Below are 13,468 nucleotides of genomic sequence, written 5' to 3'. Positions count from 1 at the left end.
CTTTTCTTGCACGACAGGAGGGCAGCGATCAAGCGGCCATCGAAGCCGTCGACTTGCTCGGCAGCTTTTCCTTGATGCGTGCCGAACGGCCGCTGCGCTCGCGCAGGTAGTACAGCTTGGCGCGGCGCACATCGCCACGACGCTTGACTTCGATGCCGGCGATCAGCGGGCTGTACGTCTGGAACGTGCGTTCCACGCCTTCGCCACTGGAGATCTTGCGCACGGTGAAGCCGCTGTTGAGGCCGCGATTGCGCTTGGCAATCACCACGCCTTCGTAAGCCTGCACGCGCTTGCGGGTGCCTTCGACAACGTTCACGCTGACGATGACCGTGTCGCCGGGCATGAAATCGGGGATGGTCTTGCCGAGGCGGGAAATTTCTTCCTGCTCGAGGGTCTGGATGAGGTTCATGATTTCCTGATATTCGATCGTGTCGGGCTACACAGAAGGCGCCTTGGGCTTTCGCGGAAGAACCGCAGGAAGACCGGGCGCGGCCGGGCAGAGGATCGGGGAAGCCCGCGATTATAGCTTTTTTTTCAGCACAGCCTCATCGGCTTTGCCAAGGCGTCCGGCCGCCCGGGCCGCATCGATCAATTCCGGCCGCCGCTCGGCCGTGATGGCCAGCCGCTGGTCGCGCCGCCAGCGCTCGATCTGAGCATGGTGGCCGGAAAGCAACGGCGCCGGCACGCCCTCCCCGTTCCACTGCTCCGGCCGCGTGTAGTGAGGGCAGTCGAGCAGGCCGTCGAGCGCGGGATTGAAGCTGTCCTGCACATGGCTGGCCTCGTCGCCAAGCACGCCGGGCTGCAGGCGCGCCACTGCGTCGAGCAAGGCCATCGCCGCGATCTCGCCGCCGGACAGCACGAAATCACCGAGGCTGATCTGATGAGTGACACGCGCGTCGATGAAACGCTGGTCGATGCCTTCATAGCGGCCGCAGACCAGCACGGCGCCTTCGCTCGCCGACCAGCGCTCGACGGCTTCGTGCCGCAGCGCCTCGCCGATCGGCGAGAACAGCACGACAGGCGCCGGCGCTCCACGCGCCGCGAGGGCCGCATCGAGGCAGTCGGACAGTGGCTCGGCCATCATGACCATGCCAGGTCCGCCGCCGAACGGCCGGTCGTCCACACGCTTGTAGTTGCCCTGAGCGAAGTCGCGCGGATTCCACAACACGACTTCGACCTGCTTCGACTCGTAGGCACGGCGAGTCACGCCGCTGGCCAGGAAGGGCGCAAACAGCTCGGGAAACAGCGTGAGGACGTCGAAGCGCATGACGCGCGAGGGCCGATCAGTAGTCGGGCTGCCAGTCGACCGTGATGAGCCGGCCAGCCAGGTCGACCTTGTCGACGAAGGCCGAGACGAAGGGCACCATGCGCTCCACCGCCTTGCCGTCCGACTCGGCGGCCAGCACCAGCGTGGTCTGCGGACCGGTCGCCAGCAGTTCGCGCACAGTGCCGAGCGTCACGCCCTCGCGGTTGACGACCGAAAGGCCGATCAGGTCGACCCAGTAGTACTCATCGTCACCGGCGGTGGGGAAGCTCGAACGGGGAACGAACACGCGCGCACCACGCAACGCTTCTGCAGCGTTGCGGTCGGGCACGTCCTCGGACGTGGCGACGATGCAATCGGAATGTTCTTTGGCTTCGCGGACCGCGAGCCTGAAAGCGGTGCTTGCCGAGGCTCCGGGAGCCTGCAGGAACCAGCGCTTGGAAGAAAAAAGCGCCTCGGGTTGGGCGCTGTGGGGCAAGACCTTGAACCAGCCCTTGATGCCCCACGCATCGGCGATGCGCCCTACTTCGATCGCGTCCGCCGGCAATTCGGCGGCTTCGAGTCCGGGCAACATCGCCGTTTCGGAACGGATCAGGCCGCTGCCTTGGGAGCCGCTGCAGCGGCTTGCTTGATCAGGCGCAGAACGGTGGGCGAAGCTTGTGCGCCGACGCTCTTCCAGTAAGCCAGACGGTCCTGGGCAATACGGATGCTTTCTTCGTTTTCCTTGGCGGTCGGGTTGTAGAAGCCCAGGCGCTCGATGAAACGGCCATCGCGGCGAACGCGCTTGTCCGACACGACGATGTTGAAGAACGGACGGCCTTTGGAGCCGCCGCGGGAGAGTCGAATGACGACCATGATTTATCCTTGGGTGGTCAGCAGGCTCCATGGATGAAGAAGAAGCCCGCTCACAATGTTCTTCCAGCGTCGAGACACGCGACATGGCCACCCGGCCAGCGACACGCTGAAAAGCCCGCGATTATAGCCCGACAAGCGATTTCTCCGAATCCCGGCCACGCGCCATCCGTTTTCATCCGCATGCCCCTCACCATCCGACCCAGCCGCGACGAAGACATCGCAGCCATCACGACCATCTACGCGCACCACGTGCTGCACGGCACCGGCACCTTCGAAACAGAGTCTCCCTCCGCTGCTGACATGGCCGCCCGCCGCGCCGATGTGCTGGCCAAAAACCTGCCGTATCTGGTCGCCGAGGAAAACGGTGAAGTGTTGGGTTTTGCCTACTGCAACTGGTTCAAGCCGCGTCCGGCCTACCGTTTCTCGGCCGAGGACTCGATCTACATGTCGGAATCGGCACGCGGCAAGGGCTTGGGTGCCAAGCTGCTGGCTGCCCTGTCGCAGGCCGCCGAAGCCGCGGGCGTGCGCAAGCTGATCGCCGTGATCGGAGATTCCGCCAATGCCGGCTCCATCGGCGTGCACCGCAGCCAGGGATTCACGCACGTCGGCGTGCTGAAGGACTGCGGCTGGAAATTCGGCGAATGGCGCGATGTCGTCCTGATGGAAAAGGTGCTCGGAGAAGGCAGCACCACCCGGCCCGAGTGAGCCCCGCATGAAAAACAAGACGACCGCAGCCTGGCTCTCCTTCCTGGGCGGCCCGCTCGGCCTGCACCGCTTCTACCTGCGCGGCCTCGGCGACTGGCTCGGCTGGCTGCTGCCCATTCCCACGGCGCTGGGCATCTACGGCATCGAGCGCGTGCGCATGTACGGCGTGGATGACGGGCTGAGCTGGGCGCTGATTCCGCTGCTTGGATTCACGATCGCCGGCTGCGCGCTGATGGCCATCGTCTACGGACTCATGACGCCGGAAAAATGGAACGCCCGCTTCAACGCGAGCGCACCGGCCGATGCGGCACCCGGGCAAACCAACTGGCTCACCATCGGCGCAGTGGTGCTGGCGCTGTTCTTCGGCAGCACGATCCTGATGGCCAGCATCGTGTTCAGCTTCCAGCGCTACTTCGAGCACCAGATCGAAGAAGGCCGGAAGATTTCACAGTAAGTTGCTCGGCGCGATGCTTCGCGAACTCCGCGTCGCTTCCCCGCCCCGACAAGGGGTAAGCGGTCGTGCGCGCAGCCCCTTGAAGGGGCGGCTCCCCTTTAAAACAGCTGGATGCTGATCCAGTAGGCGATGGCCGCCACGAAGGCCGACGCCGGGATCGTGAAGATCCACGCCCATACGATGTTGCCCGCCACGCCCCAGCGCACCGCGCTCGCGCGCTGCGCGGAGCCCACGCCGACGATGGCGCCGGTGATGGTGTGCGTGGTCGACACCGGAATGCCCAGCGCGGTGGCCAGGAACAGCGTCAGGGCCCCGCCCGTCTCGGCGCAGAAGCCGCCCACGGGCTTGAGCTTGGTGATCTTCTGGCCCATGGTCTTCACGATGCGCCAGCCGCCGAACATGGTGCCCAGCGCGATCGCCGCATAGCAGCTCACGATCGTCCAGGTCGGCGGGTTCGCGTCGCTGGCCGAGGCATAGCCGGTGGCGATCAGCAGCATCCAGATGATGCCGATGGTCTTCTGCGCATCGTTGCCGCCGTGGCCCAGGCTGTAGGCACCGGCCGAGACCAGCTGCAGCCGGCGGAACCAGCGGTCCACGCGCGAGGGCGTGGCGCGGCGAAAGCCCCAGGCCACCAGGACCATCATCATCGAGCCCAGCACGAAGCCCAGTAGCGGCGACACGAAGATGAAGGCCACGGTCTTCCAGATGCCCGAGGCCACGAGGCCACTGGTGCCGGTCTTGGCAATCACCGCACCGACGATGCCGCCGATGAGCGCATGCGACGAACTGCTCGGAATGCCGTAGTACCAGGTGACGAGGTTCCAGCTGATGGCGCCTACCAGCGCGCCGAACACCACGTGCACGTCGACCACGCCGGGATGGGCGATGCCCTTGCCCACGGTGGCGGCCACGCTCAGGTGGAAGATGAAGATCGCGATGAGGTTGAAGAAGGCCGCGAACACCACGGCCTGCCCGGGCTTGAGCACCCCGGTGGAGACCACTGTCGCGATCGAATTGGCGGCGTCGTGGAATCCGTTCATGAAGTCGAACAGGATCGCCAGCGCGACCAGCACCACCACCACCCAGAGGGCGACCTGAACCGTTGCCATCGGTTGCTGCCCGCTCAGGAATTCTCGAGGACGATGCCCTCGATCACGTTGGCCACGTCCTCGCACTTGTCGGTGATCGTCTCGAGAAGTTCGTAGATCGCCTTGAGCTTGATGACCTCTCGCACGTCGGGCTCCTCGCGGAACAGCTTGCTCATGGCGCTGCGCATGACGCGGTCGGCGTCCGACTCGAGGCGGTCGATTTCCTCGCAGGTCTTCAGCGTGGCCTCGGCCACGGCCGGGTCGGCGATCTTGCCGAGGAACTTGACGGCGTCCTTCAGGCGGTCGCAACACTTCACGCTAAGTGCCGTGAGGCGCACGATCTCGTCGGTCATGTGGCGCACGTCGTACAGCGCCATGGTCTCGGCTGAGTCCTGGATCAGGTCGGCCACGTCGTCCATAGTGTTGATGAGCTTGTGGATCTGCTCGCGGTCGATGGGCGTGATGAAGGTCTTGTGGATCAGGCGGTTGACGTCGTGCGTCACGCGGTCGGCGGCGCGCTCGGCGTTGTCGACGTCGCGGTTGTACTGCTCGCGCAGATGCACGTCGCTGTAATTGGCCACCAGTTGCTCGAACGCCCGCGCAGCCTCCACGATGCGCTCGGCGTGCTGGTTGAACATCTCGAAGAAATTGCCCTCGCGGGGCAGCAGCTTGCCGAACATGGAAACTCCTGGGGGTGCGCCAACCACAACTTGATGACGCCTTCGTGAAAAACCGGCGAAGTTTAACGGGAGCGAGGAAGGTCCCCAGGCCGGCCCGCTTTTCAGCCCCTCGGGCTCAACCCGCCAGCCGCAGCACCGGCAGGTGCCAGCCGCCGTAGATGCCGCCCATGCGCAGCGCCACGATCAGCAGCACACCCCAATGGAAAGCCCAGCGCCGCGGCATGCGGGCGGCCTGCAGCAGCAGGTAGCCGGCAATGCCGGCGATGGCCGCCGAGCCGTAGATGCCGCTGCTCAGCAGCAGCGGGATGCGGGCGGTGAAGACGTCGCGCAGCAGGCCGCCGGCCGCGCCCGTCATGGTGCCCACCAGCATCACGATGACGGCCGGAAGGCGGCGCTCCTCGGCGATCTGCGCGCCGGTGATGGCGAAAAGCCCCAGCCCGAGCGCATCGGCCAACGCCAGGGCGTGCTCGGGGATCGGCATGGCGTGCGCCCAGGCGATGCCGGCCGCGCAGGCGGCCAGGATCACGTACACGTAGCGCACGTCGCGGATCCAGAAGACGGGGTGGCGGTCCAGCAGCAGGTCGCGCAGGGTGCCGCCGCCCACGGCCGTGACGGAAGCGATCACCACCACGCCCAGCCAGTCGAGTCCCGCATGGCCCGCCGCCAGCACGCCGCTGATCGCGAACACGGCCACGCCGGCGAGATCGAGCACGTACAGCAGCATGGCCGCCTCCTGCCGCGTTCAGCGCAATCGCTGGATGACCTGGCCCGACACGCGGGCAAGCGCCGCGCGCGGCACCTTGTCGGGGGCGATCTCGGCCAGCGGCTTGATCACGAAGGCGCGCTCGCGCATGCGCGGATGCGGCAGCGTGAGCGCGGGCGTGTCCTTGACGGTGTTGCCGTGCATCAGCAGGTCGAGGTCGAGCGTGCGCGGTGCATTGGGAAACGGCCGCTCGCGCCCGGCCTGCTCCTCGAGCAGTTGCAGTTCGGAAAGAAAAGCCTCGGCCGTCAGGCCGGTGCGCACCGCCACGACGGCGTTGATGTAGTCGGGCCCGGTCGCCTCGACCGGCGCGCTCTGGTATAGCGACGAACGCGCCGTCACCACGGTGCGCTCGATGGTGCCGATGGCGTCCATCGCCGCCCGCACGGCCGCCTGGGCATCGCCCAGATTGGCACCGATGGCGACGAAGGCCTGCACCGTCGGATAGTCCTCCTTCGGGCGGCGCATCGCCGGACCGCTGCCTGAGACCGGCTTGCCCGAAGGCCGCGCCGCAGGACGACGCGCGGGCACGCCGTCGCCGCCGCGCCCACCGCCTGTACCGCCCCTGGCCGATTTGCCCGCAGGCGGCCTGCCGCTGCTTTTCTTGCCGTCCTTCGGCCGACCGGTGGCGCTCATGCGCCTGCGGCGCTCCCGCCGCCCTCACCGCCGGAACCGCCAGAGCCACCGCCGCCCGCCGGACGCGGCTTGCGGCGGCGCCGGCGCTTGCGCGGCACGGCTTCGCCGTCGGGCGGCACGGCACCGGCCTCGACTTCCGGCTCGTCCTCGTTCTCGCCAGCGGCGTCGGGCAGGCGCGCAGCCATCTCGCTGCGCGGCCTGACGGGCGCCTTGGGCGCGGGCGCGGTTTCGCGGATGCGCACACGCTGGCGCACCTTCTGCTCGTCGCGCACCTGCTCCAGCAGGTCCTGGCGACGCAGATCGTCGGCGGTGCTGAACTCCTGCCACCACTCGGCGATGGCCTCGCTCACCTCGCCCACGTCGGCACGCAGGCGCATGAAGTCGAAAGCGGCGCGGAAACGCGCCTGCTCGACCAGGCTGTAGGGCGTGGAGCCGGTGCGCTTGTCGAAGCGCGGCTGCATCATCCAGATCTCGCGCATGTCGGCGGCCAGCTTGCCGCGGCCCGAGACGTCGCCGATACGCGCGTTGAAAACATCGTCGATCGCGTCCTGCAGCGCCGGGAACGGCGGCTGCGCGCGCTGGCCGTGGCGGCCTTCCTGGCGCTGGGCCCAGCCATCACGCACGTCGGCCCACAGCACGCAGGCCAGCAGGAAGCTCGGCGCCACCGGCTTGCCCTCGCCCACGCGGCGGTCGGTGTCCTGCAGGGCGGCCTTCACGAAGGGCTGGTCGGCACGTTCGACCACCACGTCGAGCAGCGGATAGATGCCGCGCGCCAGGCCGAGCTTGTTGAGTTGCTCGACGGTCGCGATCGCATGGCCGGTCTGCAACAACTTGAGCATTTCGTCGAACAGGCGACTCTGCGGCACGTCGGCCAGCAGCCGGCTCGATTCGACCAGCGGCGCGGCCGTCTTGGCCTCCATCTTGAAGCCGAGGGCGGCGAGCTTTGCGGAGAAGCGGATGGCGCGGATGATGCGCACCGGGTCTTCGCGATAGCGCGTGGCCGGGTCGCCGATCATGCGCAGCGTGAGCTTCTGCGCGTCCTTGATGCCGTTGTGATAGTCGACAACGACCTGGTTGGCCGGGTCGTAGTACATGGCGTTCACGGTGAAGTCGCGGCGCGCCGCGTCTTCCTCCTGCGGACCCCAGACGTTGTCGCGCAGCACGCGGCCACTGGCGTCCACGGCGTGCTTCATGCTCGCCAGTTCGCCCTTGCTGGTGCGCTCGTTGCCCGACACCTGCTCGGCCGCGGTGTTGTCCATGTAGGCGCGGAAGGTCGAGACCTCGATCACCTCGTGCTCGCGCCCGCGGCCGTACACCACGTGCACGATGCGAAAACGCCGGCCGATGATGAAGGCGCGGCGGAACAGCGACTTGACCTGCTCGGGCGTGGCGTTGGTGGCCACGTCGAAGTCCTTGGGGCGCAGCCCCAGCAGCAGGTCACGCACCGCACCGCCCACCACGTAGGCCTCGAAGCCCGCCTGCTGCAGCGTGGTGACCACGTTCTTCGCGCGTTCGTCGACCAGGGCCGGATCGATCTTGTGAACCTCTGCCGGCACCTCCTGGCGCTTGCCGAAGCGGCTCTTGCCCTGCGTGCTGTCGGCGCTCTTGCCGAGCAGCTTGTCGATGAATTTCTTGATCATTGTTGGTTGGAAGCCTTGTTCGCTCTTTTATTCGTTCTCGAGCATGGAGCGGATCAGCGGAATGGTGATCGCGCGTTGCGTCTGCAGGGCGTAGCCGTCGAGCTGCGTGAGCAGCTCCATCAGGCTGCCGAGGTCGCGGCTGAAGCGGTGCAGCATGTAGTCGAGCACGTCGTCCGACAGCATCACGCCGCGCGCGTCGGCCGCCTGGCGCAGCACCGCGCGGCGTTCGCTTTCGCTCAGCACCTGAAGGTGGAACACATGGCCCCAGCCGAGGCGGGTGCGCAGGTCTTCGCGCAGCGGCAGGTCGGCCGGCGGCAAGGCGCCGGCGGCGACCACGCCGCGCTGCAGGGTCTGGGCGTTGACGAACCAGTTGAAGGCCGCGTGCTGCTGAACCGCGGTGTAGAGGTGCACGTCGTCCAGAAGGACGGCGCCCCAGCGCTCGTCGAACTCGGGCGGCTCAAGCAGGCCGGCGTGAAGCCAGCCCACGCTCGCGCCCTGCTCGCGCAGTGCGACACGCACCGATTCGAGCAGATGGGTCTTGCCGCTGCCGCCGTCGCCCCACAGATAGGTAGGCACCGGCGAGTGCAGCGCGGGGCTGCCGGCGCCGCCCACCCACACTTGCAGGTGGCGCAGCGCAGCCTCGTTGGGGCCGGCAAAGAAAGCGTCGAAGCTGGGGCCCGTCGCAATGCCGATATCGAGCGCGAGCTGTTTCATCCCGGAAAGGTTCATGGAGGGGGCCGCGAGGGCCCTTAAAATCGTGAGGAATTCTATCGGCCCGGCCACCATGGTTACCGGCGCCCCCTTTCAGCTCCTACCCTTCCCGTCCTCCCGCGCCCTTTCGCGTCCTTCCCGAGCCCGACCACCCATGACCTCCTCCACGCCCACCCCGCTCAGCTACAAGGACGCCGGTGTCGACATCGACGCAGGCGACGCCCTGGTCGACCGCATCAAGCCGCTGGCCAAGAAGACCCTTCGCGAGGGCGTGCTGGCCGGCATCGGCGGCTTCGGCGCGCTGTTCGAGGTGCCCAAGCGCTACAAGGAGCCGGTGCTGGTGAGCGGCACCGACGGCGTGGGCACCAAGCTCAAGCTGGCTTTCGAATGGAACATGCACGACACCGTCGGCATCGACCTCGTGGCCATGAGCGTCAACGACGTGCTGGTGCAGGGTGCCGAGCCCCTGTTCTTCCTCGATTACTTCGCCTGCGGCAAGCTCGACGTGGACACGGCCGCGGCCGTGGTCGGCGGCATCGCCCGCGGCTGCGAGCTCTCGGGCTGCGCGCTGATCGGCGGCGAAACCGCCGAAATGCCCGGCATGTACCCGGCCGGCGAATACGACCTGGCGGGCTTTGCGGTCGGCGCGGTCGAAAAGTCGAAGATCCTCACGGGCCAGAACGTCAAGCCCGGCGACGTGGTGCTGGGCCTCGCCTCGGCCGGCGTGCATTCCAACGGTTTCAGCCTGGTGCGCAAGGTGATCGAACGCGCCGGCGCCGACCTTCCCGCCACCCTCGACGGCAAGCCCTTCCGCGAAGCCGTGATGGAGCCCACCCACCTTTACGTGAAACCGGTGCTCGAGGCGCTGGACAAGCACCCGATCAAGGCGCTGGCCCACATCACCGGCGGCGGCCTGCTCGAGAACATCCCGCGCGTGCTGCCCGAAGGCACCGCCGCGCACCTGAAGAAGGGCAGCTGGCCGCAGACCGAGCTGTTCGCCTGGCTGCAGAAGGTGGCCGGCATCGACGACATCGAGATGAACCGCACCTTCAACAACGGCATCGGCATGGTGGTCGTCATCGACGCGGCCGAAGCCGCTGCCTGCGCCGCCACGCTGCGCGCGGCCGGCGAATCGGTGCACGAGATCGGCGTGATCGCCGAGCGCGGCGAAGGCGCCGCGGTGATCGTCGGCTGACCGCCGGCTGCTCCGTCCACTTATTGAGCAGAGCAAGCACCGCCCCGGATGGCCAAGAAGCCGCAACCCATCAACCCCGCCGTGACGGCGGTACCCACCTACCGCCCCACCGCCTCGCGCGGCGTGATGATCGCAAGCTACCTGCTGATGCTGGCAACCTTGCTGCTGGTGATGTGGGAACACCTGCTTCCGGGGCTGCTGTGCGTCTGCATCGGTTTCCTGGCCACACGCTGGTTCGCGCGCGTGCTGGACGGCGCGCTGCTGCGCATTCCCGCGCTGGGCAGGCGGCCCGAACGCGCCCGGGGCTGGGCCAACGTACTGGCCGTCGTCCTGGTGTTGCTGGGGCCGATCGCCCTGCTCACGCTGGCGCTGTCCCAGGCGCGCGAGTACATCGTCGACGCGCCCGACCAGTACCGAGAGCTGCTCGACTACACGGCCCGCACCGTGCTCGAGCTGCGCTCGAAGCTGCCGGTCGAGATCGCGGTGTACCTGCCCGAAGGCGCGGCCGAGGTGCAGCGCGTGATCGCCAACTACCTGCGCGCGCAGGCCGGCTCGCTGGCGGTGGCCGGGCGCGCCTGGCTGCACGGCATCCTGTTTTCGTACGTGGGCCTGATCGTGGGCAGCCTGGCCGCCGTGGCGCACTCGCCGCTGCGCCGCCTGCCGCTGGCAGAGCAACTGCACCAGCGCGTGCAGACCTTCGGCGAGGCCTTCGGGCAGATCGTGGCGGCGCAGTTCTGGATCGCCGCCTTCAACACGCTGCTGACGGCCATCTTCCTGCTCTTCGTCATGCCGCTGTGGGGCGCGCACCTGCCGTACACGCCGGCGCTGATCACGCTCACCTTCCTGGCAGGGCTGGTGCCGATCGTGGGCAACCTGGTCTGCAACTCGGTCATCACGCTGGTGGGGCTGTCGGTGTCGCCGGTGACGGCCGCCGCCTGCCTGATCTTCCTGATCGTGATCCACAAGGCCGAGTACGTCATCAACGCCAAGGTGGTCGGTGCGCGCACGCAGATGAGCGTGTGGGAGCTGCTGGCCGTGATGTTCGTGGCCGAAGCCGTTTTCGGCCCGGCAGGGCTGGTGGCGGCGCCGCTGTACTACGCGTACCTGAAGAAAGAGCTGCAGGCCGCCGCGCTGGTTTGAGGCCGCTGCCCGGGCGGCGATGTCCGGATCTGATCGATTCCGGTCCGCTCCCGAGCGGCGCATGGGCTGGCAACGCAGAAGAATAGTCGGCATCATCCACTTTGCCGCCGTGAACGCCGCCATGAAAACCTGTCTGATTGTGATCGACGCCCAGCAATCGTTCCGCCAGCGCGCCTACTGGAACGAAGCCCTGGGCAGCGCCTACCTGGCCGAACAGAACGCCCTGATCGCGGGCTGCGCGGCCATCGGCGTGCCGGTCGTGCGGGTCTTCCACACCGACGAACCTTCCAACGCGACCAACCCCTTCGCGGTCGAATCGGGCCATGTGCGGCCCCTCGACGGCCTCGCGCCGTTCGACGCCGCGGCCACCTTCATCAAGCACCGGCACAGCGCGCTGGTCAACAGCGGGCTGGACATCTGGCTGGTGCAGAACGGCATCGGACGGCTGATCGTGAGCGGCATCCGCACCGAGCAATGCTGCGAGACCACCACGCGCCATGCCTCCGACCTGGGCTGGGAGGTCGACTACGTGCTCGACGCCACGCTCACTTTCGACATGGTGCAGCCCGACGGCCGGCCGCTGCCGGCCGCCGACATCAAGGCACGCACCGCGACCGTGCTGGAGGGCCGCTTCGCCACCGTCTGCAGCGTGGCGCAGGCACTCGAACGGGCCGCCGCATGAGCCGCGCGAGCGAAAAGGCGACCTGGCGCGTGCTGATCCTGGCCTTCGACGGCGTCGAGGCGCTCGACTTCGCCGGCCCCTTCGAGGTGTTCACCACCGCCAGCCGGGTCGCCGGGCGCCTTCGGCCCGGCAGCACGCCCCCGTTCGAGGTGGCTTCGGTGGCCGACGCCGCCCCGGGCCAGCCGGTGCAGGCGCGTGCCGGCCTGCAGCTGCTGGCCAGCCACGCGCTGGCCGGCAGCCCGCAGGCCGACCTGCTGCTGGTGCCCGGCGGCGTGGTCGATGCACCGCTCGCCAGCCCCGCCGTGCTGAGCTGGATCGCCACCCAGGCCGCGGGCGCACAGGTCGTCGCTTCCGTCTGCACCGGTGCCTTCCTGCTGGCCGCCAGCGGTGTCGTGACCACCGACGCCGTCACCACCCACTGGGAAGACATCGCCGACCTGCGCGCCCGATTTCCGGCGCTCGACGTGCGCGCCGATGTGCGCTGGGTCGACAACGGCCGCGTCGTCAGTTCGGCAGGCATCAGCGCCGGCATCGACATGAGCCTGCACCTGGTGGAGCGGCTGGCCGGGCGCGAACTGGCCGAGCGCACCGCGCGCCAGATGGACTACGCATGGACCCGAAACCCCGCCGCCCTCCCCGCCAACCCATCCGCGTAGTCTTCGTGCTGCTGCCCGGCAGTCTGGTGCTCGACTGGGCCGGGCCGGCCGAGGCGCTGCGCATCGCCAACCAGCGCCTGCGGGCCATGGGGCAGCCCGAGCGTTTCGCCATCGAGTTCGCGAGCCCCCGGCCGAGCTCGATGAGTTCCGTCGGTGTCGAGATTGCCGGGCTCTCGCCCTTGCCCACGCAATGGGACGGCCCGGGCTGGGTCGTGCTGGTGGGACTTCCCGGCGACGCCATCGCCACCGACAACCCCGAGGCGCAGGAACTGCTGCACTGGCTGCGCGGCCTGCGCTTCGAGCGCGACAGGCTCGAACTGGTGACCGTCTGCGCCGGCGCAGTGCTGGCCGCGCATGCCGGCGCGCTCGCGGGCCGGCGCGCCACCACGCACCACCATCACCTGGGCGAGCTGCGGACGGTGGAGCCGCGCTGCGACGTGGTGAGCAACCGGGTGTTCGTGATCGACCCGCCCGTCTACAGCAGCGCGGGCGTCACGACCGGCATCGACCTGATCCTGCATCGCATCGCCGAACTGTGCGGCGAGGCGCTGGCGGCACAGGTCGCGCAGACGATGGTGGTGGCGCTGCGCCGCGGCCCTCACGACCCGGAGCTGTCGCCGTTCCTGGCCTACCGCAACCATCTGCATGCCGCGCTGCACCGCGTGCAGGATGCCGTCAGCGAACAGCCGCAGGCCGACTGGAACGTGCCGCGCATGGCGGAGGTGGCGCACACCTCGGCGCGGCATCTCACCCGGCTGTTCGTCGAACATGCGGGCGTGGCGCCGCTGGCCTACCTGCGCCGGCTGCGGCTCGCCACGGCGCAACTGGCGCTGGCCTCCGGCGCGAGCGTCACCCGGGCCGCGGAGCAGTCAGGATTCGGCTCCGACACGCAGCTGCGCCGTGCGTGGCACCAGTTCGGGCTGCCCGGCTCGCCGTCGGAGGCGAATCCGGGAGCGGGCGCGTGATGGCCGCATGCCGCCGCGTGCCGGGCGCCCTCGTGCG

At 68.3% G+C, this 13,468-nt stretch carries 17 protein-coding genes; 7 read left to right on the top strand and 10 right to left on the bottom strand.

The window, feature by feature from the left end; genetic code table 11:
• Positions 1-28: 28 nt before the first annotated feature.
• The 4 genes from rplS to rpsP form a co-directional block, all read right to left on the bottom strand.
• Positions 29-409, bottom strand: a complete 381-nt coding sequence (gene rplS, locus AACL56_RS10600) for a 50S ribosomal protein L19 (protein ID WP_339089796.1) — start codon at positions 407-409, stop codon at positions 29-31.
• Between the two features lie 111 nt (positions 410-520).
• Entirely contained in the window at positions 521-1,267 is a 747-nt protein-coding gene (gene trmD, locus AACL56_RS10595; protein WP_339089795.1) for a tRNA (guanosine(37)-N1)-methyltransferase TrmD, read from the bottom strand.
• Positions 1,268-1,283: 16 nt separating this feature from the next.
• On the bottom strand, positions 1,284-1,838 hold the full coding sequence (rimM, locus tag AACL56_RS10590) for a ribosome maturation factor RimM (protein ID WP_339089794.1): 555 nt from the start codon (positions 1,836-1,838) through the stop codon (positions 1,284-1,286).
• A gap of 17 nt (positions 1,839-1,855) precedes the next feature.
• Positions 1,856-2,119 carry a 30S ribosomal protein S16 gene (gene rpsP / locus AACL56_RS10585; RefSeq protein WP_007831311.1) on the bottom strand — a complete coding sequence of 88 codons (264 nt, stop codon included), beginning with the start codon at positions 2,117-2,119 and terminating at the stop codon, positions 1,856-1,858.
• Positions 2,120-2,299: 180 nt separating this feature from the next.
• Between rpsP and AACL56_RS10580 the strand changes: the two genes are divergently transcribed.
• Together AACL56_RS10580 and AACL56_RS10575 are read left to right on the top strand one after the other, a co-directional pair.
• Positions 2,300-2,824 (top strand): GNAT family N-acetyltransferase, encoded by a 525-nt coding sequence (locus AACL56_RS10580; protein ID WP_339089793.1) that lies wholly within the window; start codon positions 2,300-2,302, stop codon positions 2,822-2,824.
• Between the two features lie 7 nt (positions 2,825-2,831).
• Positions 2,832-3,278 (top strand): hypothetical protein, encoded by a 447-nt coding sequence (locus tag AACL56_RS10575; RefSeq protein ID WP_339089792.1) that lies wholly within the window; start codon positions 2,832-2,834, stop codon positions 3,276-3,278.
• A gap of 98 nt (positions 3,279-3,376) precedes the next feature.
• On the opposite strand, the gene AACL56_RS10570 is transcribed toward AACL56_RS10575, so the two are convergent.
• From AACL56_RS10570 to hda, 6 genes are all read right to left on the bottom strand, one after another.
• Positions 3,377-4,387 carry an inorganic phosphate transporter gene (locus tag AACL56_RS10570; protein WP_339089791.1) on the bottom strand — a complete coding sequence of 337 codons (1,011 nt, stop codon included), beginning with the start codon at positions 4,385-4,387 and terminating at the stop codon, positions 3,377-3,379.
• Between the two features lie 14 nt (positions 4,388-4,401).
• Positions 4,402-5,046 carry a DUF47 domain-containing protein gene (locus AACL56_RS10565; protein WP_012746613.1) on the bottom strand — a complete coding sequence of 215 codons (645 nt, stop codon included), beginning with the start codon at positions 5,044-5,046 and terminating at the stop codon, positions 4,402-4,404.
• Positions 5,047-5,161: 115 nt separating this feature from the next.
• Positions 5,162-5,770 (bottom strand): trimeric intracellular cation channel family protein, encoded by a 609-nt coding sequence (locus AACL56_RS10560; RefSeq protein ID WP_339089790.1) that lies wholly within the window; start codon positions 5,768-5,770, stop codon positions 5,162-5,164.
• Between the two features lie 18 nt (positions 5,771-5,788).
• Complete coding sequence (gene folK, locus AACL56_RS10555) at positions 5,789-6,442, bottom strand: 2-amino-4-hydroxy-6-hydroxymethyldihydropteridine diphosphokinase (protein WP_339089789.1); 654 nt, start codon at positions 6,440-6,442, stop codon at positions 5,789-5,791.
• Positions 6,439-8,082, bottom strand: coding sequence for a polynucleotide adenylyltransferase PcnB (gene pcnB / locus AACL56_RS10550; protein ID WP_339089788.1), 1,644 nt, complete (start codon positions 8,080-8,082; stop codon positions 6,439-6,441). Before pcnB ends, folK begins: the two co-directional genes overlap by 4 nt.
• 27 nt (positions 8,083-8,109) lie before the next feature.
• Complete coding sequence (gene hda, locus AACL56_RS10545) at positions 8,110-8,796, bottom strand: DnaA regulatory inactivator Hda (protein ID WP_283957789.1); 687 nt, start codon at positions 8,794-8,796, stop codon at positions 8,110-8,112.
• A 151-nt stretch (positions 8,797-8,947) separates the two neighbouring features.
• Between hda and purM the strand changes: the two genes are divergently transcribed.
• The 5 genes from purM to AACL56_RS10520 all read left to right on the top strand — a co-directional run bounded on the left by purM (position 8,948) and on the right by AACL56_RS10520 (position 13,431).
• Positions 8,948-9,988: a phosphoribosylformylglycinamidine cyclo-ligase gene (purM, locus tag AACL56_RS10540; protein WP_339089787.1), complete on the top strand. Its 1,041-nt coding sequence runs from the start codon at positions 8,948-8,950 to the stop codon at positions 9,986-9,988.
• Between the two features lie 48 nt (positions 9,989-10,036).
• Positions 10,037-11,128, top strand: coding sequence for an AI-2E family transporter (locus AACL56_RS10535; RefSeq protein WP_339089786.1), 1,092 nt, complete (start codon positions 10,037-10,039; stop codon positions 11,126-11,128).
• Positions 11,129-11,249: 121 nt separating this feature from the next.
• Entirely contained in the window at positions 11,250-11,810 is a 561-nt protein-coding gene (locus AACL56_RS10530) for an isochorismatase family protein (protein WP_339089785.1), read from the top strand.
• A complete protein-coding gene (locus tag AACL56_RS10525) occupies positions 11,807-12,466 on the top strand; it encodes a DJ-1/PfpI family protein (RefSeq protein WP_339089784.1) in 660 nt (219 codons plus the stop codon). The genes AACL56_RS10530 and AACL56_RS10525 overlap by 4 nt, the downstream gene beginning before the upstream one ends.
• On the top strand, positions 12,421-13,431 hold the full coding sequence (locus tag AACL56_RS10520; RefSeq protein WP_339089783.1) for a GlxA family transcriptional regulator: 1,011 nt from the start codon (positions 12,421-12,423) through the stop codon (positions 13,429-13,431). Before AACL56_RS10525 ends, AACL56_RS10520 begins: the two co-directional genes overlap by 46 nt.
• Positions 13,432-13,468: the final 37 nt, after the last annotated feature.

It is taken from the genome of Variovorax paradoxus, from assembly GCF_902712855.1.
Taxonomy (GTDB): domain Bacteria; phylum Pseudomonadota; class Gammaproteobacteria; order Burkholderiales; family Burkholderiaceae_C; genus Variovorax; species Variovorax paradoxus_Q.
The sequence above is the reverse complement of the archived record's forward strand: the minus strand, read 5'-3'. Positions and strand labels throughout refer to the sequence as shown.